Genomic DNA, 25,246 nt, shown 5'->3' on the forward strand with positions numbered 1-25,246 from the left:
CGCTTCTATGCGATCTCTCATCACCCGCCCCCGCGTACTGGCCGTGATGCTGGCCGGTACCGCACTCGCCTTCAGCCCGCTCGGTGGCCAGGCCACCGCGAAGCTGCCGGCGGACCAGTTGAGCAACCCCTGTTTCACCCCGGCCGAAGGGCCGTCCGCGCGTGGTGGCTTCGGTGCCGACACCCGCGAGATGTCAGCGGCCGAGCAGAAGGCGATCGACGCGAAGACCGCACAACTGGTCGCCGCCAAGCAGGCGCGTGGACTCGCGCCGAAGGCCGGCAAGCTCGCCGGTGCCAGTGTGCCGGTCTACATCCACGTCATGCGCAGCAGCAGCGGCGCCGGTGACGTCACCGCCACCCAGATCAACCAGCAGATCGCCGAGCTGAACCAGGACTTCGCCGGCGGCGAGTCGTCGTCGGCCGCCAACACCGGATTCACGTTCTACCTGGCCGGGACCGACCGGTACAACAACAGCACCTGGCACACGGACGGCCAGAGCACGACGTACCGGGCGCAGACCCGCAAGGGCGGCAAGAACGCGCTCAACATCTGGCTGCTGGACTTCTCCTACCTCGGGATCGCGACCTTCCCCTGGGACTACGCGAGCAACCCGTCGATCGACGGCATCCGGGTGCAGTACAGCTCGCTGCCGGGTGGCTCGTCGACCAACTTCAACCTCGGCAAGACCGCATCGCACGAGGCCGGCCACTGGTTCGGGCTTTACCACACCTTCCAGGGCGGCTGCACGAGCACGAACGACTCGGTCTCGGACACGCCGGCCCAGAGCAGCTCCAGCTCCGGCTGCCCGACCGGCCGCGACTCCTGCTCGCTGCCCGGTCTGGACCCGATCCACAACTACATGGACTACTCGTACGACTCCTGCTACAACCAGTTCACCCCGGGCCAGTCGACCCGCATCTCCAACGCGTGGACCGCATACCGCGCGTGACTCTTGCCCCATCGGGCGTCTAGAGTGCCGCCGATGCGTGTCCTCCTGACGGTCTGCGTCACCGCGGTCGCCTCCACGGCGCTCGCGGTGGCCGGTCCTCTTGCTGCGACCGCCGCCGGCCAGGGCCTCAACACCCCGGTCGGCGGCGACCAGCTGACTGCGGAGCCGACGGTTGTCGCCGATGGGGCGACGCCGCCGGCCGTGCAGGCGTCGGCGTACGTGGTCGCCGACGTGGACACCGGCGACGTACTGGCGGCCAAGGCGCCGCACGCCAAGCTGCGGCCGGCCAGCACGCTCAAGACGCTCACCGCGCTGGTACTGCTGCCGCGGCTCAACAAGAGCGACCAGGTGATCGGCAGCGACGCGGACGCGGCCATCATCGGGAGCAAGGTCGGGGTCTATCCCGGGCTGCGGTACTCCGTGGACCTGCTGTTCCAGGGGATGTTCCTGGCGTCCGGCAACGACGCGGTCCACGCGCTGGTCTGTCACGACGAGGGTGGCGTGCCGGGGACCATTCAGCGGATGAACCAGAAGGCCGCCGAGATCGGGGCGCTGGACACGCACGTGACCGATCCGACCGGGCTGGACGCGGATGGGCAGTATTCGAGTGCGTATGATTTGGCGCTTTTCGCTCAGGCGGGGTTGGGTCGGCCGGACTTCGCGAAGTACGCGTCGACGAAGTACACGAACTTCCCGCTGGCGAAGAACGGCGGCAGCTACCAGGTCGCCAACCAGAACAAACTGCTGTTCAACTACGACGGCGCGCTGGGCGTGAAGACCGGCTACACGACCCTGGCGCGCAACACGTTCGTCGGCGCGGCCCGGCGCGACGGGCACACGCTGGTCGTCACGATGATGAATGCGCCGCACGGCATCACCCAGGACGCCAGCAACCTGCTGGACTGGGCCTTCAAGTCGTACTCCGCGTTGTCCCCGGTCGGCACCCTGGTCAAGCCGGTCGCCGCCGCGCCGCCGAAGACGGCCAGTACCACCCAGGGCGAGGGCCCCAACACCTCCAAGAAGGCCTCGGCCCTGCCGCCCCTCCGCATCCGCTCTGCCCGGGTCTCGACCGCCATAGTCCACTCGGTCGCCTACAAGGTCCCCACCTGGGCCTGGGCCGCCCCACCCATCCTGCTACTCCCCCTCTTCCTCCGCCGCCCCAAGGCCCTCCGAGCCCGAGCAAAAGCCGCAGCCAAAGCCCGTCGCAGGAGCCACTAGCGCTTGAGGCTGCGGGTTGCCCTGGCTAGTTGGACGGCTATGGCTGTGGCGGTTACGCCTAGGACGGCGCCGGCGGCTACTGCGACTGTGTCGGCCTTGCGGGCTGGGATGGGGACTACCTTGTACTTCTTGCCCGGCGGGCCTGGCAGGAGGCCGGCGTCGGCGGCTGGGATCTCATCGGGGACCAACTCTTCGGCCTCGACGGTGTGCGGGCGGGCGTCCAGGGTGGCTTCCTTGGTCCAGGCAGCGATCAGCATGATCACCCGGGTCATCAGGTAGATCCACACCAGCAGCGCCAACGGCAGAGCCAGCGTCCCGTACGCCGCGTTGTTGCCGATCACGTGCTGGACGTAGCTGCTGCCCAGCTTCTGCGCCAGGAAGAAGACGACGCCACCGGCCAGTGCCGCGATCAGCCCGACCTTGCGCGGCAGCAGGATCCGCGGCAGGGCGGTCTCCAGGTACAGGAACAGCACCGCACCGGCCGCGACCCCGACCACGTCGCTGAACAGCTCCAGGCCCCAACTGGCGAACCAGGTCCCGTCGGCGCCCATCCAGCCGACGAGCCGCTCCGACAGGCCGGTGAGGACCGACGACGCGCCGGTGGCGATCAGGCCGATCAGCCCGAGGCCGATCAGCGCCACCAGGTCCTCGCCCTTCAGCGTGATCGCGTTGCCGGGCTGGTCGTCCAGCTCGTGCATCGACCGGATCGAGGCGCGCAACGAGTCGATCCAGCCGAGCCCGGTGACCAGCAGCGTGGCCCCGGAGATCAGCCCGATGGTGCCGGCGTTCCGGATCAGCGCGTCCAGGTCGATCTGGTCGCCGATCCCGGGCAGGTTCGTCCGGATCGCGTCCTTGAGGTCGCCGACCGCGCTCTGGCTCAGGAACTTCCCGGTCACCGCGGCGGCCAGCACGATCAGCGGGAACATCGACAGGAACCCGAAGAAACTCGTTGCCCCCGCCAACCGGTTGCCGCGCCGATCGCCGTACCGCTTCCAGGCCCGCCACAACTGCGTCCGGCTGAACCGTGCCCAGACTGCCTTGGCCCGTTGCTTGATCCCCATGCGACTCCTGTACCCCTGGTAAGAAGTCCTACCCTGCCAGCGGGAACGACCGCTGCGGCCGCCACACGCCGTCGGCGCCGTGCTCGTATCGGCTGAAGGCCGCGACGTCGAAGGCCACGTCGTACTCCGAGAGCGCGTCGTACGCCCGGTCCAGCGCGTCCTTGTCCAGATCGTGGGCGACCGTGACGTGCGGGTGGTACGGGAACCGCAGCTCGACCTCCAGCGGGCCGGAACGCACCTGCGACTGCAGTACCTCGCAGGACGAGATCCCCTCGGCCAGCGGGACGAACACCACCGGCGAGATCGGCCGGAAGGTCGCCGTACCGCGCAGCCGGATCCGGAAGCTTGGGAACCGCGCCGCCACCGCCAGCAGGTGCTCGTCGACCACGGCCAGGTCCTCGTCGGCCACCTCGGTCGGCGGCATCAACGTGACGTGGGTCGGGATCGAGGCCGCCATCGGGTCGCCGAACTCGGCCCGGTACTTCTGCAGCTCGGTGCCATAGGGCTCGGCGATCGGAATTGCCACGCCGATTGTCGCCATCGCGGGCCTACCGGCCCAACGCGGGGCCGGGGACGAAGCCGAGCCGGTCGTAGACGCGCTGCAGGGTCGGCTCGGTGACCGCGCGGGCGCGCTCCGCCCCGGCGGCCAGGATCGCGTCCAGCTGAGGCTTGTCGTCCAGGTAGGCCAGCGTCTTCTCCCGGAACGGGGTGACGAACTCGACCACCTGCTCGGCCAGGTCCTTCTTGAAGTCGCCGTAGCCGCGGCCGGCGTACTCGTCCTCGAGCTCGCTGATCTTCTTGCCGCTGAGCGCGGAGTAGATGGTCAGCAGGTTCGCCACACCGGCCTTGTTCTCCGGGTCGAAGACGACGTCGCGGCCGGAGTCGGTGACGGCGGACCGGATCTTCTTCGCGCTCACCTTGGGGTCGTCGAGCAGCTCGATGATGCCGGCCGGCGAGGACGCCGACTTGCTCATCTTCGCGGCCGGCTCCTGCAGGTCGGAGATCTTCGCGGTCTCCTTGACGATGTACGGCTCGGGCAGCCGGAAGGTCTTGCCGAACCGGTGGTTGAAGCGCTGCGCCAGGTCGCGGGTCAGCTCCAGGTGCTGGCGCTGGTCCTCGCCGACCGGAACCCGGTCGGCCTGGTAGATCAGGATGTCCGCGGCCTGCAGGATCGGGTAGGTGAACAGCCCGACGGTGGCCCGGTCCGCGCCGCCCTTGGCGGACTTGTCCTTGAACTGCGTCATCCGGCTGGCCTCGCCGAAACCGGTGATGCAGCCGAGCACCCAGCCCAGCTGGGCGTGCTCGGGCACGTGCGACTGGACGAACAGGGTCGACCGCTCCGGGTCGATGCCGGCGGCCAGCAGCTGGGCCGCCGAGCGGCGGGTGCGCTCGCGCAGGATCTTCGGGTCGTACTCGACCGTGATCGCGTGCAGGTCGACGACGCAGTAGAACGCGTCGTGGTCCTCCTGCAGCGCCACCCACTGGCGGACCGCGCCCAGGTAGTTGCCGAAGTGGAAGGAATCCGCGGTCGGCTGGATACCGGAGAGCACGCGCGGGCGTCGCTCGGATCCGGCGGCCTGCACAGGGGTGTCCCCAGGGACGGCTGCTGACATGATCCCGATTCTGCCAGCGCCCAGGCTCTCTCCCACACCCGGGCGGGTTTCACTTCGTCATAACCTCGAAATTATGTGGTCGCCGGGTTGCCGTCGACGGCCTTGGCGAGCTTGGGGACCAGTTGGCCGAGGACGGTGGGGAGGCTCAGGATCGAGACGAAGCTGGTGGCGCCGTAGAGGTCGTTGCCGTAGTCCTCTTCGATGTAGACCCCTCGGCCCTGTTTGGCGACGTCGAGGGCCTTGCAGACCGGGTCTGCGAGCAGTTTGGCGGTGCCGCCCTTCTCCGGGAACCAGACGATCGCCTGCTGGTCCAGCAGGGCGGCTTTCTCGGTACTGATGTTGGCGCCGAACTTGCCGCCGAGAAGTTTGTCGAGGTCGGCCGGAAGGCTGAAGCCGAGGTCGGTCAGGAGCCGCGAGCGAGGGTCCTGGTGATGTCCTGCCAGCCGACGCCGTAGTCGGGCGCGCCGGACAGCTGAGCCACGGTCGGGGCGACGGCGGTGAGCTTCTTGTAGTCGTCGGCGGTGATCCCGGAGTACAGGCCGATGATCAGATCCGGCTGGAGCGCCGCGACCTTCTCGAACTGGATCCCGTCTTTGTCACTCAGCACCTGCGGCGCGGCCCCGTCACCGAGCTTCGCCTTGGCCCACGGGAACAACGCCCCCGGCTTGTCCCCGAACCACTCGGACGTAGCCACCGGCGTCACCCCCAACGCAAGCAGCGCATCCTGCTCCACCAGCCCCACCACAACAACCCGCTTCGGCGCCGCCTTGATCTCGGCAGTCCCGAACTTGTTCTTGATAGACACCGGAAACACACCACCGGCCGCTTGCGGCTGGTCGGTCGCTCCCTTGTCGTCACCCCCACCGCAGGCGGTGAGTGCGAACAAGGGAAGTGCGACCAGCAGCGCGAGCGGCCGGAGGATGGAGCGCATCGGGGAACCTCACAGTCTTATGAGGTTCCCCTAACCTAACTTATTGCCTACTTCACGCCTCCGGCGGTGACGGAGACCTGGAGTTGGCGCTGGAAGATGATGTAGACGACCAGCACCGGGGCGACTGTGATCACTACGGCTGCGAACAGGGCGCCGAAGTCGACTGCGTAGCCGGCTTGGGAGGCGAAGGAGGCCATGCCCTGGGAGAGGACGTAGTTCTTCGAGTCGGTGTTGAGGGCTACTGGGAGCAGGAACTGGTTCCAGAGGCCCAGGAAGTTGAAGATCGCGACCGATGCCATGCCGGGGCGGGCCATCGGCAACATCACCGAGAAGAAGGTGCGCCACTCTCCGGCGCCGTCGATCTGGGCCGCCTCGTAGATCTCACCCGGCAGCGCCTTGAAGAAGCTGTGCAGGAAGAAGACGGTGAACGGCAGCGCGAACGCGACGTAGGTGATGATCAACCCTGGCAGGGTGTTCAGCAGCGACAGGTTCTTCAGCACGAAGAACAGCGGCACGATCGCCAGGAAGACCGGGAACGTCAGGCCGGCCAGCATCGAGTAGTAGATCAGCCGGTTGCCACGGAACGTGAACCTGGCCAGCACGTAGGCGCACATGGCGCCCAGGATCATCACCAGGACCAGTGCCGAGACCACGACGATCACCGTGTTGGTGAAGTAGCGGCCGATGCCGGCTGTCGTCCAGGCGGTGGCGTAGTTGCCGAACCGCACCTTGCTCGGCAGCGCCAGTGGGTTGCCGAGCACCTCCTGCGTCGTCTTGAACGAGGACAGCAACGTCCACACCAGCGGCAGGATCACCAGCAGCGACCACACGATCAGCGCGATGTGCGCGGTGGTGGCAACGCCCCTGCCCTCCCGGGCCCGCTTCTGCGGCGCACGGGCCGTGGCCGCGACCGGCCGGTCGGCGGTGGTTGTCGTCATCGGCGTACCTTCCGTTCACGTCCGCCGGTCAGGGTGTTCACCGTGAAGACCAAGAGCGCGAACAGCATCGTCACGGCGGCCAGGATCACGCCCATCGCCGTCGAGTAACCGAACTGCCCCTTGGCGAAGGCCGTGGTGAACAGTTGCTGGGGCATCACGAGGGTCGAGTTCTGCGGACCACCGCCGGGGTTCAGCGCCTGCATGTAGACGAAGGCGTCGAGGGCGCCGATGCCGAGATAGATGTAGGCCGTCTGCACGTTGTCGCGGATCAGCGGCAGCGTCAGGAAGACTGCGGTCCGGAACCGGCCGGCGCCGTCGAGCCGGGCTGCCTCGAACACCTCGGGGTCGATCCCCCGGATGGCGGCGATGAACAGCACCATGTAGAAGCCGACGAAGCCCCAGATCATCACGAACATCGAGGCCGGCATCGCGGTCCGGGCGTCACCGAGCCAGGCGTAGTTCTCGAACCCACTCAGCCCGATCTTGTTCAGCACCGCGTCCAGGATGCCCGAGGTCGGGGTGAACACCTGGGCCCAGATCAGGCCGATCACGATCGCCGGGATCACGTACGGGAAGAAGGAGACGATCCGGTAGAAGCCGGAGTTCTTCAGTCCGCGGACGGTCCCGGTGCCCGAGCCGCCGATGGTCACCAGGGTGGCCAGGGTCAGCGCCAGCACGATCGTCACGATCGGCACCACGATCGCCAGCTCGACGTTGTTGCGGACGGCCTTCAGGAAGATGTCGTCGTGGAACAGCTTGACGTAGTTGTCGAAGCCGACGAAGTTCATCTTCGAGCTGAAGCCCGACCAGTCGGTCAGCGAGTACCACAGCGCCTGCACGAACGGCGACACCACGAAAACGACGAAGACCGCCAGCGGCAGGCCGAGGAACACGACCATGAAGCTGACCCGGTCGAAGGTCAGCGGCCGACGGCGCCGCCGGACGGCGGGCCGCTGAGGCCCGCCGTCCGGCACAACATTTGGCGTCACGGTCACTTCGTGACCGGGATCTTCTTGACGGAACTGTCGTTCCTCACCTTGTCGGTGATCTGCTGCAGACCCTTGGTCAGGCCCGCCGCGTCGGTCTGACCCGACAGGAACGAGTTCCAGACCACGAGCTGGTCGGTGTTCATGCCGTACAGACCGAAGACCTGGTAGTCGAAGATGTTGGTACCGGCGGCATCCAGCATCGCGGTCTGCGACTGCAGGGCGGTCGAACCGAAGCCGTCAGCGGGCACCAGGCCCTTGACGATGGTCGGCGCGAGCCGGGTCTTGGCGAAGTTGGTCGCCGCCTCCTTGGACAGCATGGCCCGCAGCAGCTCCTTGCCGCCGGCAACGTTCTTGCCCTTGGCCGGGATGATGAACGGCTCGCCGGCCGCGCTGCGCAGCGACTCGTAGGGCAGCTTCGGGCTGTCGGTCAGCGTCGGCTCCGGGATGCCCTTCATCTGGAACCCGGACTTGGTGGCCTTCTTCATCTCGTTCTCGATCCACGAGCCCGAGGGGTAGAGGATGGCCTGCTGGTCGTTGCTCCACTTCGCCTGCGCGGCGGTGAACTGGGTACCGGCGCCACCGGGCACGAAGTATCCGTTCTTGACCATCGTCTCCATGGCCTTGAAGATGCCCTGGAACTGTGGCATCGACCAGCAGTTCTCCTTCAGGTTCTCCAGCGCCAGCCGGACCTCGTCGCCACCCTCCTTGATGGCGCCGTCGACGGCCATCGTGTGGTAGTAGGTGGCGGCTTCCTTGCCCCAGACGAACAGGTACTTGCCCTTGGCCTTCGCCTTGGCGCCGAGGTCGAGCAGCGCGTCGTAGGTCTTCGGCGGCTCCCAGCCGTTCTCCTTGAACAGCGCCTCGGAGTACCACAGGCCGTACAGGGTGAGCACGTAGTTCATCGCGACGAACTTGCCGTCGAAGGTGCCGGGGATCTTCGCGCCGGGGTACAGCGTGTCGGCGATCTTCGTGCCCTCGTAGTTGTTGGCCTCGAAGACGTCGTCCAGCGTCGCCAGCTGGTCCAGGATCGTGTTGAAGCCGATCTGGTTGGCGCCGGAGTTGTCGATCAGGTCCGGCGGGTTGCCACCGACGAAGCGCGGCTGCAACTGCTGGGCGATCTGGGTGGACGGCGCGACCTTGAAGGTCGAGCCGGCGAACTTCTTCTGCGCGATGTCGGCCGCGAACGTCACGTAGTCGAAGCCGTAACCGCCGTTGAAGATGACCGCGTCGACAGTGGCCTTGTCGGCCATACCGAACGGGTTGTCCGCGGTTTTGTCCGCGCCGCCACCGCTTGAACCGCTGTCGTCGCTGCCGCTACCGGCGCAGGCTGCCAGGAGCGTGCTGCCGCCGGTGGCCAGCAGGGTGCCGACCGCCGCGCGCTGCAGGAACAGCCGCCGCGACAGGTTGTTGGGAGTGGTCATTGGTCCCGCCTTCCGAGAGTGTTTCAAGCAGTACGACGGATCCGGCCGGCGTACTGTGCTTCAAGGGCGTGGTTGTGGTCGTCGCCGCCCGGGATGTTCGCGGACAGGTAGACCGGAGGCTTCTCGCCGGCCTCGGTCAGCCGGCGCAGAACCTCCGCGACCAGCATCTGCGCAATCAGGGCCGCGGTGATGGAAGACACGGCGCAAACCTTGCCTCCATCGGGCAGATCGAGTACGGAGTCGCCGTACGGGGCGTGGTTGTCGAGCACCACGTCGGCGAAGTCGATCAACTTCTTGCCCGACGGGTGCCGCGAGTCGACCCCACTGGTGTGCTGCAGCGAGGTGATCGCGATCAGGGGGTGGCCCTGCTCCTTCACCACCGAGGCGAGCTCGACGATCGAGCCGTTCACGCCGGAGTTGGAAGCGATCACGAACACGTCACCCGGCCGGGCCGCGGACAGTTCGTAGAGCTTCCGGGAGTACTGCGGGTCGCGCTCCAGCTCGGCGCTGCGGAGCAGCTCCGGCGGTTCGCCACCGAGCAGGACCAGATCGCGCAGGGCGATCCGGTTGGTCGCGATCAGGCCGCCGGCGCGGCCGGCGATCTCCATCGCGAGCGCTTCGGAGTGACCCGAGCCGAAGGCCTGGATGACGCCGTTCGCGCGCAGCGAGGTGGTGAACAGATCGGCCGCCTGCTGGATCGGGCCGTCGATCTGCGTGGTCACGGCGGCCATGATCGGAGTGAGCGCGTGAACAAAGGCCTGCGCGCTCAAACCACCCTCAATACCGTTGGCGGCATGCCTGCTGCCGTCTGCCGTGCTGGCCATCAGCGGCTCCACCCCTCGACTAAATTGATCGCCGCGACACACCTGATGCCGACAAGTGCGCAAGTTTGCGGTTTGCTGGACAGAACTTTTCTCACCTGGCAGCTAAAGTCAAGGCTCATCTCACTCTTCCTCCCAGATCGGGACCGTTGCGTGACCTTGTCTGTTGTTGTTCACGACTAGACTCTTTCGAGCAGTTTGGAGCATTGCTTATGTCGGTCGAACGCCCACTCGCGCAACCAAAGGAATCAGTGGTCTTGATGCCAGCATCCACACTGGTCCTGGGCGGCGACCTCGGCGGCACCTCCACCCGGATCGTGATCGCGGACCATGAGGGCAACGTAATCGGCCGTGGGGCCGCGGCCGGCGGAAATCCGACCAGCCACCCGGCGACCGCCGCGGCCAACTTCGGCCAGGCCGTTCACGCCGCCCTGGAGGGCGTCGACCCGGCCACCGTCAAGGCCGCCGTGATCGGTACCGCCGGCGGCTCGGCGCTCGGCCGGCCGGACGTGAAGGCGCAGTTCGACGCGGCCTGGGCCGGCGCCGGGCTGACGGTGATCCCGCGGTTCATCGGCGATCTCGAGGTCGCCTTCGCCTCCGGTACGCCGGAGCCGGACGGCACCGTGCTGATCGCGGGCACCGGCAGCAACACCGGCCTGGTCCGCGACCACGAACTGGTCCGGACCGCCGGCGGTCATGGCTGGCTGCTCGGCGACGACGGCTCGGGCTTCTGGCTCGGCCGGGAGGCAATGCGCAGTGTGCTGCGCGCGATCGATCTGGGCGAGCCGCTCGGCGTGCTCGGCGAGGCGGTCGTCGAGGCCGTGCTGCCGGACCGCGATCCGACCACCAGCGCGGAGCGTGAGGGCTACGATCTGCTCCGTGACGACCTGATTCGCACGGTGAACGCCCGTCCACCGGTGTTGCTGGCCGAGCTGGCCCGGCCGGTCGTGGCGGCGTACGAGCAGAACGACAAGACCGCCCACGCCTTGGTGAAACGCGCAGCCGAACTGCTCATAGAAACGGTCAGCCGGCTGTGGACAACGTCGGACAACGGCCCGCTGGTGCTGGCCGGCAGTGTCGCGGGTGAAACGTCTCCGGTCGGGCGGCTGCTACGGCAAAGCATTCACGACCACTTCGACGGCGAGGTACTGACCGCGCACGACGGCGTCGGCGGCGCGACCTGGCTGGCGCTCGGCGTCCTCGACCCGGCCCTGGCGACCCAGGACAACCACGCCCGACTCGTCAGTTAGTACAGAACACCCAGTACTACGGCCCGGTGGCTCTCCGTCACCGGGCCGTACTGCATTACATGGAGATCGGGCGGAGCTCGATCGCGTACTGCTGTGCCTCAGGGATCCGGGCCGCAACGTCCTCGGCGCGTTCGGGCGTGGCGACGTCGATGATGAAGACGCCGGCGAGTTGCTCCTTCGCCTCGGAGTACGGGCCGTCGGTGGTGGCGCGGACGCCTTCGCGGACCCGGACCACCTTGGTCTCCCGCGGCGCGGCCAGTGGTGAGGCCGTGATCAGCTCGCCGCGCTCGTGCAACTCGTCGAGCAACTGGTCGAGCTGAGCGGCCAGCGCCTCGCGGGCGGCCTTGGGCAGCTTCTTGCCCTCCTCGGTGTGCAGGAAGGACGGATGTCCCCAGGTCACCGGGTTGCTGTGGATGAGCAGCATGTACTTCATGACTGTGTTCCCTTCGGTCGAGTGGATCCTCGCAGCACAGGTCGGAGGCCCATCCACCTTCTCGACATTTCGCCCCTAAGGTGAAAGCCATGAATGAGACCGATCTCCAGCTGAGCGACGGCCGGACCCTGCACGTCTACGACACCGGGCGGGGCGAGGTGCCGGTCTTCTGGAACCACGGCACACCCAACCTGGGCGCGCCGCCGGAGCCGTTGTTCGCGGCGTCGGAGCGGCTCGGGCTGCGGTGGATCTCGTTCGACCGGCCCGGGTACGGCGGATCGACGGTCGCTCCCGGCCGGACGATGGCATCGGTCGCGGGTGACGTGGAGCAGGTCGCCGATGCGCTCGGGATCGACCGGTTCGCGGTCGTCGGGTACTCCGGTGGCGGGTCCTACGCGTTGGGTATTGCAGCGGTACTGGGTGAGCGGGTGCGGGCAGCGGTCACGCTCGCCGCCATCGCGCCGTACGGCGTGGACGGGCTGGACTGGTTCGACGGGATGGTGGCGTCGGGGGTGGCCTCGTTGCGAGCCGCGCTCGGGGGACGCCAGGTGAAGGAGGCCTGGGAGGCTTCGGGTGTCGAGTACGACCCTGAGTTCACCGCTCAGGACCATGCGCTCTTCGAGGGTCCGTGGGGCTGGCTGGGCAAGGTCGCCGGAGGCGGGCTCACCGCCGGACCGTACGGGCTGATCGACGACGACGTCTCCTACGTAACCCCTTGGGGCTGCGACCCGACGACGATCACTGCCCCGATGCTGCTCCTCCATGGCGACCGGGACGGCATCATCCCCAGCTCCCACGGCCGCTGGCTCGCCGCCCATTGCCCGACCGCCGAGCTTCGCAGCTTCCCGGCCGACAGCCACTTCACCATCGTCGAGCACGCCGACTCCGGACTGAATTGGCTGCATAACCTGCCGTAACCGCTTCACAAACGGTCGGGATGGGTACGAGGCCCGGATGACGATGACACCTGGAAAGCTCGGCGAGCTGGTAGCCGGGCGCTACCGGCTCGGAGATCCGGTGGGCCGCGGCGGGATGGGTGCCGTCTACCGCGCCAAGGACGAACTGCTGGGCCGTGACGTCGCCGTCAAGCTGCTGCTTCCGACGAGGGAGGGGCCCCAGGCCCAGGCCCGGTTCCGGCGCGAGGCCCGGGCCGCGGCGATGATCTGCGATCCGTACGTGGTCGCCACCTATGACTTCGGGCCGCACGAGGACGGCTTCTTCCTCGCGATGGAACTGGTCGAGGGACACACCCTCAGCGTGGAGCTGAACTGGCGGGGTCCGCTCGAGCCGGACTGGGCCGTGGAGATCGTGCGGCAGGCGGCGGCCGGGCTCGCCGCCATTCACCAGCACGGCCTGGTGCATCGCGACATCAAGCCCGGCAACCTGCTGGTCACCGACGACGGAGTGGTCAAGGTCGCCGACTTCGGCATCGTCCGGATCCTCGGCGACACCACCACGACCTTGACCGCCGCCGGGCAGGTCGTCGGTACCAGCCACTACCTCGCTCCCGAACGGGCGATCGGGAAGCCGGCCGGCGCCGCTTCGGACGTGTATGCGCTCGGCTGCGTGCTCTACCAGTTGCTGACCGGCCATCCGCCTTTCCAGGCGGAGGATGCCGCGTCGATCATGTACCAGCACGTGCAGGTCACGCCGACCCCGCCGAGCGAACTGCGCCCGCATTGCGCGGGTGAGCCCGAGGCCTTGCTGTTCTGGATGATGAACAAGGATCCCGCCCAGCGTCCGACAGCCGGACAGGTGGCCGCGGGTGTGGAGCCGCCGGCTCTTGCACTGACCTCCGTGGAGCCGGCCTTGCCGGTACGCCGCCGGCCGTCCCGCACTCTGCTCGCCGCGGCTGGAGCCGTGCTGGCGGTCGCCGCCGCCTCCACTGTCGGAATCCTGATCGATACGGACGCCAAGCCGCCGGAGCACCAGCCCTCGGTACCGGCGGCCGGCCCGCCCACTCCCGGCAGCCCGACCTCGGGTGTCCCGATCGCCCGACCCTCGACGCGCCCTCCGGCCGCGGCTCCGAAGACGACCGCCCGAGCAGGCGAACCAGCCCTGACGGCCAAGACCTCGGTCGATGCGACCTCAGCCGTCTCCTCGGTGGCGCCATCGACTCAGGGGCCACCGGCGCAGTCGACGGAGCCGACGAGGACCAAGAAGCCGAAGCCGACCAAGCCGACGAAGACCGCCAAACCGCAGCACACCGGCAAGCCGGCCGGCTGAGTTCCAGCTATTCCAAGCAAGGGCTTGACATCAGGCTGACGGCTGGCGCATATTCCAAGCATGTCTTTGGAATCTTCGGAGGATCCTCGTCGGCGGCGGTTGCTGGATGACCCGCTGGCGATTCGGGCGATGGCTCATCCGGTGCGGCTTGACCTGCTGTCGTTGCTGGGCCGGGAGGGTCCGCTGACTGCTGCGGATGCGGCGCGACGGCTGGGGATCAGTCAGGCGTTGGCCTCGCACCACCTGCGGCAGCTGGCGAAGTACGACTTCGTGGAGCCGGCTCAGGGCAAGGACAACCGGGAACGGCCGTGGCGAGCGGTGTCGACGTCGCAGACCTGGGCTGATGCTGATCTTTCGCCGGAGGCGGCGGCTGCGGCGGAAGTACTGGAGCAGTTGATGGCCGAGCGTGCGCTGGACGAGCTCGCGGGGTGGCAGAAGCGGCGAGCGGACGAAGAGCCGGGCTGGCGCCAGAACGCGGGGATCGGCCGAACCGGGATCTACCTGACTCAAGACGAGTTCGTGGAGCTCGAGGAGCAGGTGCAGGCGTTGGTGATGCGTTACGTGAACGAGCGGCCGATCGACGACAAGTCGACCCGGCCGCCGGGGAGCCGGTTGGTGGAGATCACCCGGATCGTCGTCGTGTACCCGGAGGACGAATGAAGAATCTGTGGGAAGTGCTCGCGCGGCGACGGGACTACCGGCTCGTGCTCGGTGCCGGGCTGGTGTCGCTGACCGGTGACTGGATCCTGCGGATCGGGCTCGCGTTCCATGTCTATGCGTTGACCGGCTCGACACTCGCTTCCGGCGGGCTGTTGCTGGCGTCGTTCCTGCCATTGGTACTGCTCGGCTCGCTGGCCGGTGTGTTCGTCGATCGGTGGGACCGGCGCCGCACCATGGTCATCACGAATCTCCTGCATGCGCTGGTCCTGCTGCCGTTGTTGCTGGTCCGGGACGGCGACACGCTCTGGGTGATCTACCTGGTGATCCTCGCGCAAAGTTGCCTTCAGCAATTTTTCCGGCCGGCCGAGCAGTCGCTGATCCCGGCGCTGGTCGACGCTCCGCAGCTGGTCACCGCCAACTCGCTGAACAGCCAGGCCAATGACATCTCGCGGCTGGTCGGCGCCGGGGTGCTCGCGGCGGCCGGTGGACTCCCCTTGCTCGCCCTGGTCGATGCGGCGACCTATCTGATCGCGATGGCTTTCCTGCTCGGCGTGCGGCATCGGCCGGAGCGGGTGAAGGTCGAGCGAGTCGGCGGGGTGCGGGTCGCAGTACGAGGGATCAAGGGTGAATGGGTCGAGGGAATCCGGATCTGCCTGAGTGGACCGGCGCTGCGGTTGGTGTTCGTCTTCGGGCTGGTGACCGGGGTCGGGGAGGGCGTGATGAGCACCTTGTTCGCGCCGTTCGTCTCGGCGGAGCTGGGCGGGGACGGTACGGCGTACGGGCTGATCACCTCGTCGCAGGCGGTCGGCGGGATCGCGGGCGGGCTGATCGCGGCGGCAGTCGGGTCGCGGTTCTCGGCGGCGAAGCTGTGGGGGTTCGAGGCGGTCGCGTTCGGGCTGATCGACCTGGCGCTGTTCCTGTATCCCTTGTTCTGGAAGGGTTTGGCGCCTGCCTTCGTCTGTATGGTCGCCGTCGGCGTGCCCGGGGCGTTCATGATCGCCGGGTTGATGACGGTGATCCAGCGGCTCACCGACGACGCCTCGCGCGGACGTGTCTTCGGGGCGCTGTTCGCGACCGAGGGCCTCGCAGTGCTGGTGGGTATCGTCGCCGCGGGAGCGCTCGGAGACGTGGTCGGCATCATCCCGATGCTGGTCGTCCAGGGACTTGGCTTCTCGGTCGGCGGCGTGGTCGTGCTCAGTCGGCTGGCGTTGCTGACTCCGGCGCGAGTTGATCAGCTGGTGTGACGCGGTGGACCCGGACGCGGGCCACCCGGCGGCCGTCCATCTCCTTGACGGTGAGTTTGTAGCCGTCGACCGAGCCCTCGTCGCCGACGGAGGGAACCCGTCCGAGCTGGGCGGCGACGAAACCGGCCACCGTCTCGTACGGGCCGTCCGGCAGCTCGACGCCGGTCTCGTCGGCGAAGTCGTCCAGGTTGAGCAGGCCGTCCACCTCGACGTCGCCACTGCGCAGCCGGGTCGTCTCCGGCGACTCCTCGTCGTACTCGTCCTTGATGTCGCCGATCAGTTCCTCGACCAGATCCTCGAGCGTGACGATGCCGGCGGTACCGCCGTACTCGTCGAGCACGATCGCCAGGTGCGTGCTGCGCCGGCGCATCTCGGTCAGGGTCGGCAGCAGCTTGGCGGTGTCCGGCAGCATCAGCACCTCGCGGGCGAGATCGCCGACGCGGACCGAGCGGGTCGCCACCGCGGGGTCGAACAGGTCGCGGACGTGCACGAACCCGACGATGTCGTCGGCCGAGCCGTTCATCACCGGGTACCGCGAGTGCGGCCGCTCCGCGGCGAACTTCACCGCCTTGTAGGCCGGCATCTCCGCGTCGACGAAGTCCACCTCGGTCCGCGGCAGCATCAGCTCGCGCAACTGCCGGCCGCCGGCCTCGAAGACGTCGTCGACGATCCGGCGCTCCTCCTCGCCGAGCGACTCGTGCGCGGAGACGATCTCGCGCAGCTCCTCGTCGCTCATCACCTCGCGGTTCGCGTTCGGGTCACCGCCGAGCGCGCGGACCACCAGGTCGGTCGACCTGGACAGCAGCCAGATCACCGGGCGGGCGCCGGAGGCGATCTTGTCGACCAGCGGCGCCAGGCCGAGCGCGAAGGTCTCGGCCCGCTGCAGCGCGAGTCGCTTGGCCGCCAGCTCGCCGATCACGATGGACACGTACGAGATGGCGATGGTGATCAGGATCAGCGCGACGGTGTTCGCGACCGACTCCGGCAGGCCGAGCTCCTGCAGGTGCGGCGACAGGCTGTCGGCCAGCGTCGCGCCACCGAAGGCGGCCGACAGGAAGCCCATCAGGGTCACGCCGATCTGGACGGCGGACAGGAAGCGGTTCGGGTTCGCGGCCACCCGGGCGACCGTCTCACCGCGCTTTCCGCGCTGGGAGATCGACTTGAGCTGGCTGTCCCGCAGCGAGACGAGCGCCATCTCGGCGGCGGCGAAGACTCCGCCGATCAGCACGAAGACGAAGATCAGGACGATGTTGAGCAGGGTGTCGTTCATGACTTGGGAGTTCCTAGCGCCCTCTCCGGATAGACAGGAGAGGACGCGACCGTTGGGCGACGTCCATCGATCAAGAGTAGCGGTGGCGGGTCTCACGATGCATGTTCGAATATGTTGATCTATGATGATTCACTATGAACACCACCCCTCGCGGCGCTCGCCGGACGGACACAACGCTGTCCGACGGCCGGCAGTTGATCTACTACGACCCCGCCGACGCTCCCGTCCGGGTGCCGCTCGAGGACAGCCGCGGTCTGCCCGCGCCGAAGCCGCTGGCCGAGTTCCGGATCGATCCGCTGACCGGTGACACGATCACCTTCGCCACCCACCGCAACACCCGGACGTACCTGCCGCCCGCCGACCAGTGCCCGCTGGACGCCAGCCGGCCCGGGAACGCGACCGAGATCCCCGATCACGACTACAACGTCGCCGTCTTCGAGAACCGGTTCCCGTCGTTCTCCGGTCCGGGCCGGTGTGAGGTGGTCTGCTTCACCAGCGACCACACCAAGTCCTTCACCGAGCTGTCCCAGGGGCAGGCCCGGCTGGTCGTCGAGGCCTGGGCCGACCGGACGGCGGAGCTCAGCGCGCGGCCCGACGTCGAGTACGTCTTCCCGTTCGAGAACCGAGGCCGGGAGATCGGCGTCACGCTGAGCCACCCGCACGGCCAGATCTACGCGTACCCGTTCCTGCCGCCGCGGATCAAGACGCTGATGGCGCGCGCCCGTGAGCACCAGGAAGTTGCCGGCAGCAATCTCTTCGCCGACATCCTGGCCGCCGAGCGCAAGGACGGCCGCCGGATCGTCGCGGAGAACGGGAACTGGACAGCCTTCGTCCCCCAGGCGGCTCGGTGGCCGGTCGAAGTACACCTGTATCCGCATCGCCAGGTCGCCGACATCTCCGAGCTGACGACGCAGGAGCGGGACGACTTCGCGATGCTGTACCTCGACGTGCTGGGACGGTTCGACGGACAGTACGACGACGACCTGCCCTACATCGCGGCCTGGCACCCGGCGCCGGTGCGGGTGGATCGCGAGCTCGGCTACCTGCACCTGGAGTTGCTGTCGATCCGGCGGGCGCAGGACAAGATCAAGTACCTCGCGGGGTCGGAGTCGGGGATGGGCGCGTTCATCTCGGACACGCTGCCCGAGGACGTCGCCGAGACGCTGCGGAAGGTGGGCTCGTGAGCAGGTTCGTGGAGGTCTTCGGGGTCGAGGCCGACGGGGTCTGGCGCGCGCCCGGACGGGTCAACCTGATCGGTGAGCACACCGACTACAACGACGGCCTGGTGCTGCCGATCGCGTTGCCGAACCAGATCACGATCACCGCCTCGGCCCGTACGGACGGCGTGATCGCCGTGGCGTCGTCCGGGCAGCAGGACGTGGTCGAGTTCTCGCTGGACTCGTTGGCTGCCGGCTCGGTGAAGGACTGGGCGGCCTATCCGGCGGGGGCGGCCTGGGTGCTGCTGCAGGACAAGTACGAGATCGGCGGCGCCAACCTGCTGATCGAGTCGGACCTGCCGACGGGCGCCGGCCTGTCGTCGTCAGCCGCTCTCCTGTGCGCCACAGCGGTTGCCTTGCTGGGACTGCACTCGATCGAGGTCGACCCGGCCGAGGTCGCGCGGCTGGCTCAGCGCGCCGAGAACCAGTACGTCGGTGCGCCGGTCGGCCTGATGGACCAGATGGCGTCGATGTGCTGCACAGCCGGTCATGCCCTGTACTTCGACATCCGCGCGATGTCGACGGCTCAGATCCCCTTCGACCCGCCCGCCGACGGCCTGGCCCTGCTGGTCGTCGACGTGAAGGCCCCGCATCGCCATGTCGACGGCGAGTACGCTGCCCGCCGCAAGTCCTGCGAGCGGGCCGCGGCTGAGCTCGGCGTACCGGCCCTTCGCTCCATCGCCTACGAAGACCTCGACGACGCGTTGGCGCGACTGACCGACGAGGTCACCCGGCGTCGCGTTCGGCACGTGGTCACGGAGATCCGGCGGGTGGAGGACGCGGTGGCCCTGATGCACGAGGGCCGGCTGCGCGATGTAGGCCCGCTCTTCACCGCGTCGCATGCCTCGTTGCGCGACGACTTCGAGATCACCGTGCCCGAGCTCGATGTGGCGGTGGACACCGCACTCGCCGCCGGAGCCTTGGGCGCGCGGATGACGGGCGGCGGCTTCGGCGGCTGCATCATCGCCCTGGTCGAGGCGTCCGCGACGGACACCGTACTGGCCGCCATCGACAAGGCCTTCGAGGAGAACGGGTTCAGCGCACCCAGCTCACTGGACGCCACTCCCTCCCCCGGAGCCTCCCGCATCTCCTGAAAGTCGAAGGGCGCCGACACAGATCGATCGACGAGGAACGCCGAGCCGTCAGCCGGCTCGGCGTTCCTCGTCGAGGAGTCGTTCGATCCGCTTCAGGCGGTCGAGGATCTCGGTATGTTCGACCGCTTCTCCGGCGACGTGGGCGGCCAGGACCTTGCGCATCAGGGCGGTGTGGCGAATGTGCTGCTGGCCGGCTTCCGCTTTGAGCGCATCGACCAGCGGCTTGGGGAGCCGCAACGAGGTGGTGACCATCGGCGGATCGACCCATTCGCCATCGGCCATTTCCGCGCCGGTGTCATGAGTGTCGTAGTGCTCGGCCAACGCCTCCAGATCAGCTCTCCGGCGTGGCAACCTCTCGTTCTTCTTCGTCATTTCAGCGTGCCTCCCTCTGGAAGGACTTCTTCTCGGCCTTCGTCATGTCCCGGGCGGTGACGACGAATGCGGTTCCCGGGGAATCCTCGACGGCGACGACCAGCAGGTATCTCCCTGCATACGTCTGGCCGTAGCAGAGCAGAGAGTCTGCTCTCCCCTGCAGTTGGTAGTACGGCCGTTCGAGGATGGCTTCGCGAATCTCGTTCATCGTGACGTCGTGCCTGGCGATGTGCTCTTCAGACCACTCGCTGTCTTTGACCTCCAAGAACACGAAACCAATGTAATGCGTTCGCATTGCGTTGCCAACCCAAGCCGGGCACGATGTCGCCGGAGGCGACGAGCCTGCTACTCCTGGGCTAGCTGGCGATGATCAGGTCGCAGCCTGTTTCTCGCATGGACTTTTTGGCTGATGGAGGTAGCCCGGAGTCCGTGACCACGAGATCCAGGTCGGACCACGTGGCGAAGGTGCTCAGGCCTACGGTGCCCCACTTGGTGTGGTCGGCGACCAGGACGACCTCGCGGCTGGCGGCGATGAAGGAGCGGTTGGTTTCCGCCTCCATCAGGTTGGGGGTGCTGAGGCCGTGTTCGGCGTCTACGCCGTGGGCTCCCAGGAAGAGGAGGTCCAGGTGTAGGGACTGGAGAGCAGCGGTGGCGATGGGGCCGACCAGAGCGTCGGACGGGGTACGGATGCCGCCGATGAGAACGACGGTGCGGTCGGAGCGCGCGTTGCCGTGGAAGACGTCGGCGATCCGGGCCGAGTTGGTGACGACCGTGAGGTTCTCGACCCGGAGCAGCTGACGGGCCAGGGCGTACGTCGTCGTACCGGCGCCGATGCCGATCGCGCTGTCGGGCTGGACCCGGGCGGCGGCCTCGATCGCGATCGCCTGTTTGGCAGCGGACTCCTGGGTGAGCTTGGCGTCGAAGCCGGGTTCGTGCGCGCTGCGCAGGCCGACCGAGGTCGCGCCGCCGTGCACCTTGTGCAGCAGGCCGCTGGAGTCGAGGGCGTCCAGGTCGCGCCGGATCGTCATGTCGGACACGCCGAAGCGGTCGACCAGCTCGGCCACCGTGATCGCGCCCCGGCTGTTGACCTCGGCAACGATCGTGGCCTGCCGCTGGGCGGCCAGCTGGCCACCCCGGCCGCGAGACGGTTCGGAGACGTTCACAGCTGACAGCCTAAGGTCTGGACTGCCCGATCGCAGTCGGAAGGTGTTGATTTGTGTCGGGTTGATTTGTGTCGCGCTCCGTGAAATACCGTTGCCACCCGGCGCGCGGGTTGTCAGGCTGAGCTATGCGATTCCCCGAGGACGTGCCCGCCCTGACCGACGATGTCGTGACGCTGCGTGCGCACACGGTGGCGGACGTCCAGCCGGCGTACGAGGTCTGCCAGGACCCGGAGATGCAGCGCTGGACGACCATCCCGGTCCCGTACGAGCTGCAGAACGCCGAGCACTACCTGACCGAGTTCGTCCCGGCCGGCTGGCGCGAGGGCAACAGCTGGGCCTGGGCGATCGAGTACGACGGCCGCTACGCGGGCACCATCGACCTGCGCCCCGAGGAGGGCAACGTCGGCGAGGTCGGGTTCGCGATCGCGCCGTGGGCCCGGGGCAACGGCGTGATGACGCGCGCCCTGAAGCTGGCCGTGCGGTACGCGTTCGACCAGGGCTGGGAGCGGGTGACCTGGCGGGCGTACGTCGGCAACTGGGGCTCCCGGCGGGTCGCGTGGAAGGCCGGCTTCCGGAATCTGGTGACGATTCCAGGCAGCGGCGTCCAGCGCGGTGTGCGCCGGGACGAGTGGGTCGCGTCGATCGCGCGCGACGACGTACCGGAGCCGCAGGGCAACTGGTGGCGGGTACCGGTCATCGAGCTGGCCGGAGTGCGGCTGCGGGCGTTCGAGAGCACCGACGCCAAACGCCTGGTGGAGGCGTGCAACGACGAGCGGACCCAGGAGTGGCTGGTCGGCCTCCCGAAGCCTTACCAGCTGGAGGATGCCGAGGGGTTCATCGAGAGCCGGCTGGAGAACGTGGCGTCCGGTGAGGGCGTCTCCTGGGCGCTCGCCGACCCGGACACCGATGAGTTGCTCGGCAATGTGAGCGTGTTCGACCTGAGGAACCGGATCGACAAGACGATGGGCGAGGTCGGCTACTGGGCGCACCCCGACGCGCGCGGCCGGGGCGTGATGAGCACCGCGGTCCGGGGAGCGATCGGGCACGCGTTCACCCCGGTCGCCGACGGCGGGCTCGGGCGGCGCCGGCTGGTGCTGTTCGCTGCCGAGGGCAACACCGCCTCGCAGCGCGTTGCCGAGGTCAACGGGTTCACCCGGACCGGGCGCGAGCGCGGCGCCAGCCCGGACCGCGACGGTGGCTTCCGCGACCTGCACTGCTTCGACCTGCTGATCACCGACCAGCGGCCGGGCATGAGCCGCTGGACGGCGGTGAAAAGTCGTTCCCAGAGGTAACGAATCCGCCGTTCAGCGACCAGATGGTGACAGACGACACTACTTCCCCTCGCCGTGGAACGTTCTGACTGCTTGAATCGACGAGTGAGAGATCGTGAGGAACTCGTCCGCCGCTGGCAGGCCGGGTGGTCTGTATCGCGGGGCTGGACCACAGTCGAGGATGACAACGACGGGATCCTGACCGTCCGTGCGGGCGAGGAGAACCGCGCGATGGAGTACGTCGTACTGGACGCCGACGACAAACCCGCGCGGGTCGAGCGGGCCGCCGAGCTGGCCAGAGCCGCGGGCAGCGGCCGGGGCGCCGGCTGGGTGACGCTCGCCACCGACGACCGGGAGGCGCGGATCGAGCAGCTCGAGGACCTCGGACTGGAGGTTCAGCCGGACCAGGACTGGCTGATGACGATCCAGCTGTCCGAGCAGCCGGCGCTCAAGCTGAACGAGCGGTACACGCTGCACACCGAGCTCGAGGACGACCTGATCATCACCCGGGCGACGCTGCACGGTGGCGTCGTCTCGAGTGGCCGGATGGCGGTGGTCGGCCAGGACGCCGTCGCCGACCGGATCGAGACCGACCCGGCGCACCGGCGTCGCGGCCTGGGCAGCGCCGTGATGGCGTCCCTGGTGGAGACCGCGGCCGCCCAGGGCGCCAAACGCGGCATCCTGATCGCCTCCATCGACGGCCTCCGCCTCTACCGCAGCCTCGGCTGGAAGGTCATCGCCGACATCGTGATCGCCCGCTCCTAGCCACATCTGGTGACCTTGAACACCAAACGGTGACCTTGAACAAGTTATTACCTGTTCAAGGTCACCGTTTGGTGTTCAAGGTTCCGGGCCGCTCGTCGTAAAAGGTTCGTCAAAGCGGGCGTTGTCGGCCGTTCGGGGGTCGTCGTGTTACATCAAGATCCGATAACGTCCGTGCCGCACGGCCTGGGGACGACGGGGATCGACGACGAGAGGCTTGCTGGCTGCGATGAACGAGGTACCGAACGATCCCTTCTACGAGAGCAACCCCGAACCGCCCCGATCGCACGGCCGCCGTAAGCAGCGGCGTGGTGTCGCGGGGCCGATCGTGGGAGCGTTGGCGGTGCTCGGCCTGCTGGCCGGCGCCGGTTGGTACGTGACACGCGACACCACCGAGCCGACCAGCCAGGACCAGCCGCTGACGGTGCTGAGCAGTTCCCCGACCGAGGACGACAGCAGCCCGGTGGTCACGCCGACGCCCAAGGCATCCGCGACGCCGTCCAGGACGCCGTCGAAGACGCCGAGCGCGACCCCGAAGCAGACCCCGACGCCGACCCGCTCGACCACCGCGCCGAGCCGGCAGGGCACCCGCTCCCCCAAGCCGACGAAGCCGACCCCGCGGCCGACCCACACCGCGACGCCGAAGCCGTCGACGAAGCCGCCGACCACCAAGCCGCCGGCGCCCAGTGGTGGCGCGGAGGCGCAGGTACTGCAACTCACGAACAACGAACGCGCCAAGAACGGCTGTGGTCCGCTGCGGATGAACAGCGCGCTGACCAAGGCCGCCGACCTGCACGCGACCGACATGGTCGTGCACCACTTCTTCGACCACAACAGCCAGGACGGCCGGTCGCCGTTCGACCGGATGAAGGCAGCCGGCTTCAAGGGCGGCGCGATGGCCGAGAACATTGCCGTCGGCTACAAAAGCGCGGCCGCCGTGGTGGACGGCTGGATGCACAGCGAGGGTCACCGCAAGAACATCCTGAACTGCGACTACACGATGATCGGCATCGGCTATGACAGCGGCCAGGTCAAGCCCGATTGGGGCAACGGGTCCTGGGTCCAGGACTTCGGCGGCTGACCCGGAACGCCCCGAATCTAAGGGCTTCGTTAAGACGGTGCACGGACCCGTAACAGTGACCGCGCGTGTCGGTTAAGGTCACTGTTCGGTAACCAGGGGGGCCTGGCAACGAACACGCACGGGGAACGACGGAACTTCCGGTAGTACGACGAACTGAAGAGGACTCGCCCACCCATGACGGACTCGCCTACCCCTGGGCGGCACCGCAGCAGAAGGAAGGCACCCCGACGCAGAGGCCTGATCGGCCCGATCGTCAGTGCCCTGTCCGTGCTACTCGCCATCGGACCCGTGGTCTATCTGATGTCGGCACGCGACGGTTCCGCTGTCGCCGACGACGACGCCACCAAGGTTCTCAACGTCTCCGAGGACAACGCCGGCCCCGCCGCCGTCGAGGGTGAGAGCGCCGGAGCCGGCAAGCCCAAGGTCACCGTGACCAAGACCCTGCCGAACGGCAAGACCGTCGTCTCGGTCGGTACGCCGGCCCTGGGCTCGGCCGAGTCGACCATGAGCACCGGTACGCCGGCCACGCCAGGCGCACCCACCACGGTGATCACCACCGGCCCGACCGGCGGCATCGAGACGGTCACCGTCGCGCCGACCGGACCGGTGATGACGGAGAACGGCAACGGCGGTACGCCGACCCAGAAGCCGAAGCCGTCGAAGCCCACCAAGACGGTGACGAAGCCGACGAAGACGCCGACCAAGACGGTCACCACGACCGAGCCGACGCCGGACGACCCGCCGCCACCACCGCCGGGTGGCGGCGGTACCAGCTCGATCGAGCGTGAGGTCCTCGACCTCACCAACCAGGCCCGGCGCAGTCAGGGCTGCGGCAAGCTGCAGCTCGACGACGCGCTCGTCGAGGCCGCCGGCTCGCACGCCTCCGACATGGTCCGCAACCACTACATGGACCACACCAACAAGGCCGGCGAGGACCCGGGCGACCGGATGGCCAAGGCCGGGTACCACGGCTCGGGCTGGGGCGAGAACATCGCGGCCGGCTACAGCAGTGCGCAGAAGGTCTTCAACGCCTGGATGAACAGCGACGGCCACCGGGCCAACATCCTGAACTGCAAATTCACCGTGACCGGCATCGGGTACGACCCGGGGCAGGTCAAGTCCGATTGGGGCAACGGGAGCTGGGTGCAGGACTTCGGTCGCAACTGACCGCAGGACCTGTCGTACTCAGCACTGTCCGCCGGGCACCGTGTTCTTCACAACCACTGTGGCGAACCGACAACGGATGCCCGGTTGTCCGCCGA

The 25,246-nt window shown here is 68.0% G+C and carries 26 protein-coding genes; 13 read left to right on the forward strand and 13 right to left on the reverse strand.

Translation table 11 applies throughout. The features are described from left to right. The first annotated feature begins 7 nt into the window (after positions 1–7). Together AB0M15_RS17725 and AB0M15_RS17730 are read left to right on the forward strand one after the other, a co-directional pair. Positions 8–949, forward strand: a complete 942-nt coding sequence (locus AB0M15_RS17725) for a zinc metalloprotease (protein WP_363819486.1) — start codon at positions 8–10, stop codon at positions 947–949. A 33-nt stretch (positions 950–982) separates the two neighbouring features. Beyond that, positions 983–2,167, forward strand: coding sequence for a D-alanyl-D-alanine carboxypeptidase (locus AB0M15_RS17730; RefSeq protein ID WP_363819488.1), 1,185 nt, complete (start codon positions 983–985; stop codon positions 2,165–2,167). Here the strand turns inward: AB0M15_RS17730 and AB0M15_RS17735 are convergent. The 8 genes from AB0M15_RS17735 to AB0M15_RS17770 all read right to left on the reverse strand — a co-directional run bounded on the left by AB0M15_RS17735 (position 2,164) and on the right by AB0M15_RS17770 (position 9,944). Further along, the gene (locus AB0M15_RS17735) at positions 2,164–3,228 is read right to left on the reverse strand and encodes a YihY/virulence factor BrkB family protein (RefSeq protein WP_363819490.1); all 1,065 of its coding nucleotides are present in this window, start codon (positions 3,226–3,228) and stop codon (positions 2,164–2,166) included. The two genes, AB0M15_RS17730 and AB0M15_RS17735, sit on opposite strands and share 4 nt — an antisense overlap. Before the next feature lie 28 nt (positions 3,229–3,256). Continuing rightward, on the reverse strand, positions 3,257–3,754 hold the full coding sequence (locus tag AB0M15_RS17740; RefSeq protein WP_363819492.1) for a 2'-5' RNA ligase family protein: 498 nt from the start codon (positions 3,752–3,754) through the stop codon (positions 3,257–3,259). A 22-nt stretch (positions 3,755–3,776) separates the two neighbouring features. After that, complete coding sequence (trpS, locus tag AB0M15_RS17745; protein WP_363819495.1) at positions 3,777–4,841, reverse strand: tryptophan--tRNA ligase; 1,065 nt, start codon at positions 4,839–4,841, stop codon at positions 3,777–3,779. A gap of 403 nt (positions 4,842–5,244) precedes the next feature. Continuing rightward, positions 5,245–5,772, reverse strand: coding sequence for an ABC transporter substrate-binding protein (locus AB0M15_RS17750; RefSeq protein ID WP_363819497.1), 528 nt, complete (start codon positions 5,770–5,772; stop codon positions 5,245–5,247). Positions 5,773–5,819: 47 nt separating this feature from the next. Further along, positions 5,820–6,710: a carbohydrate ABC transporter permease gene (locus AB0M15_RS17755; RefSeq protein ID WP_363819500.1), complete on the reverse strand. Its 891-nt coding sequence runs from the start codon at positions 6,708–6,710 to the stop codon at positions 5,820–5,822. Beyond that, positions 6,707–7,699 (reverse strand): sugar ABC transporter permease, encoded by a 993-nt coding sequence (locus AB0M15_RS17760; RefSeq protein WP_363819503.1) that lies wholly within the window; start codon positions 7,697–7,699, stop codon positions 6,707–6,709. Before AB0M15_RS17760 ends, AB0M15_RS17755 begins: the two co-directional genes overlap by 4 nt. Positions 7,700–7,701: 2 nt before the next feature. Continuing rightward, on the reverse strand, positions 7,702–9,120 hold the full coding sequence (gene ngcE, locus AB0M15_RS17765) for an N-acetylglucosamine/diacetylchitobiose ABC transporter substrate-binding protein (protein WP_363819505.1): 1,419 nt from the start codon (positions 9,118–9,120) through the stop codon (positions 7,702–7,704). Between the two features lie 23 nt (positions 9,121–9,143). Continuing rightward, positions 9,144–9,944, reverse strand: a complete 801-nt coding sequence (locus tag AB0M15_RS17770) for an SIS domain-containing protein (protein ID WP_363819508.1) — start codon at positions 9,942–9,944, stop codon at positions 9,144–9,146. 257 nt (positions 9,945–10,201) lie between these two features. On the opposite strand from AB0M15_RS17770, the gene AB0M15_RS17775 reads away from it, so the two are divergent. After that, positions 10,202–11,191, forward strand: a complete 990-nt coding sequence (locus AB0M15_RS17775) for a BadF/BadG/BcrA/BcrD ATPase family protein (RefSeq protein WP_363819511.1) — start codon at positions 10,202–10,204, stop codon at positions 11,189–11,191. Between the two features lie 55 nt (positions 11,192–11,246). Here AB0M15_RS17775 and AB0M15_RS17780 read toward each other — a convergent pair whose 3' ends face one another. Further along, positions 11,247–11,624, reverse strand: coding sequence for a YciI family protein (locus AB0M15_RS17780; protein WP_363819513.1), 378 nt, complete (start codon positions 11,622–11,624; stop codon positions 11,247–11,249). Positions 11,625–11,713: 89 nt separating this feature from the next. On the opposite strand from AB0M15_RS17780, the gene AB0M15_RS17785 reads away from it, so the two are divergent. From AB0M15_RS17785 to AB0M15_RS17800, 4 genes are read left to right on the forward strand one after another with little or no spacing between them, the layout of a single operon-like run. Further along, positions 11,714–12,541: an alpha/beta hydrolase gene (locus AB0M15_RS17785; RefSeq protein WP_363819516.1), complete on the forward strand. Its 828-nt coding sequence runs from the start codon at positions 11,714–11,716 to the stop codon at positions 12,539–12,541. Positions 12,542–12,578: 37 nt separating this feature from the next. Beyond that, positions 12,579–13,850, forward strand: coding sequence for a protein kinase (locus tag AB0M15_RS17790; protein WP_363819518.1), 1,272 nt, complete (start codon positions 12,579–12,581; stop codon positions 13,848–13,850). A 60-nt stretch (positions 13,851–13,910) separates the two neighbouring features. Further along, complete coding sequence (locus AB0M15_RS17795) at positions 13,911–14,510, forward strand: helix-turn-helix domain-containing protein (RefSeq protein WP_363819520.1); 600 nt, start codon at positions 13,911–13,913, stop codon at positions 14,508–14,510. Continuing rightward, positions 14,507–15,754, forward strand: a complete 1,248-nt coding sequence (locus AB0M15_RS17800) for an MFS transporter (RefSeq protein WP_363819522.1) — start codon at positions 14,507–14,509, stop codon at positions 15,752–15,754. Before AB0M15_RS17795 ends, AB0M15_RS17800 begins: the two co-directional genes overlap by 4 nt. Here AB0M15_RS17800 and AB0M15_RS17805 read toward each other — a convergent pair. Further along, a complete protein-coding gene (locus tag AB0M15_RS17805; protein ID WP_363819525.1) occupies positions 15,705–17,024 on the reverse strand; it encodes a hemolysin family protein in 1,320 nt (439 codons plus the stop codon). The genes AB0M15_RS17800 and AB0M15_RS17805 overlap by 50 nt on opposite strands. Positions 17,025–17,158: 134 nt before the next feature. On the opposite strand from AB0M15_RS17805, the gene galT reads away from it, so the two are divergent. Both galT and galK read left to right on the forward strand, forming a co-directional pair. Then, positions 17,159–18,208: a galactose-1-phosphate uridylyltransferase gene (galT, locus tag AB0M15_RS17810; protein WP_363819528.1), complete on the forward strand. Its 1,050-nt coding sequence runs from the start codon at positions 17,159–17,161 to the stop codon at positions 18,206–18,208. Beyond that, a complete protein-coding gene (gene galK, locus AB0M15_RS17815; RefSeq protein WP_363819530.1) occupies positions 18,205–19,335 on the forward strand; it encodes a galactokinase in 1,131 nt (376 codons plus the stop codon). The genes galT and galK overlap by 4 nt, the downstream gene beginning before the upstream one ends. Before the next feature lie 48 nt (positions 19,336–19,383). Here the strand turns inward: galK and AB0M15_RS17820 are convergent, their stop codons facing one another. From AB0M15_RS17820 to AB0M15_RS17830, 3 genes are all read right to left on the reverse strand, one after another. Beyond that, positions 19,384–19,707, reverse strand: coding sequence for a hypothetical protein (locus AB0M15_RS17820; protein WP_363819533.1), 324 nt, complete (start codon positions 19,705–19,707; stop codon positions 19,384–19,386). A 1-nt stretch (position 19,708) separates the two neighbouring features. Further along, a complete protein-coding gene (locus tag AB0M15_RS17825; RefSeq protein ID WP_363819536.1) occupies positions 19,709–19,978 on the reverse strand; it encodes a hypothetical protein in 270 nt (89 codons plus the stop codon). An 85-nt stretch (positions 19,979–20,063) separates the two neighbouring features. Continuing rightward, positions 20,064–20,870, reverse strand: coding sequence for a DeoR/GlpR family DNA-binding transcription regulator (locus tag AB0M15_RS17830; RefSeq protein ID WP_363819538.1), 807 nt, complete (start codon positions 20,868–20,870; stop codon positions 20,064–20,066). 125 nt (positions 20,871–20,995) lie between these two features. Here AB0M15_RS17830 and AB0M15_RS17835 point away from each other — a divergent pair, with 125 nt between their 5' ends. The 4 genes from AB0M15_RS17835 (at position 20,996) to AB0M15_RS17850 (ending at position 25,151) form a co-directional block, all read left to right on the forward strand. Then, on the forward strand, positions 20,996–22,162 hold the full coding sequence (locus tag AB0M15_RS17835; protein WP_363819541.1) for a GNAT family N-acetyltransferase: 1,167 nt from the start codon (positions 20,996–20,998) through the stop codon (positions 22,160–22,162). 84 nt (positions 22,163–22,246) lie between these two features. After that, positions 22,247–22,906 carry a GNAT family N-acetyltransferase gene (locus AB0M15_RS17840; protein ID WP_363819544.1) on the forward strand — a complete coding sequence of 220 codons (660 nt, stop codon included), beginning with the start codon at positions 22,247–22,249 and terminating at the stop codon, positions 22,904–22,906. Between the two features lie 226 nt (positions 22,907–23,132). Further along, a complete protein-coding gene (locus AB0M15_RS17845; protein WP_363819546.1) occupies positions 23,133–23,984 on the forward strand; it encodes a CAP domain-containing protein in 852 nt (283 codons plus the stop codon). 174 nt (positions 23,985–24,158) lie between these two features. Beyond that, entirely contained in the window at positions 24,159–25,151 is a 993-nt protein-coding gene (locus tag AB0M15_RS17850) for a CAP domain-containing protein (RefSeq protein WP_363819548.1), read from the forward strand. The last annotated feature ends 95 nt before the right edge of the window (positions 25,152–25,246 follow it).

It is taken from the genome of Kribbella sp. NPDC051718 (genome assembly GCF_040681515.1).
Taxonomy (GTDB): Bacteria; Actinomycetota; Actinomycetes; order Propionibacteriales; family Kribbellaceae; genus Kribbella.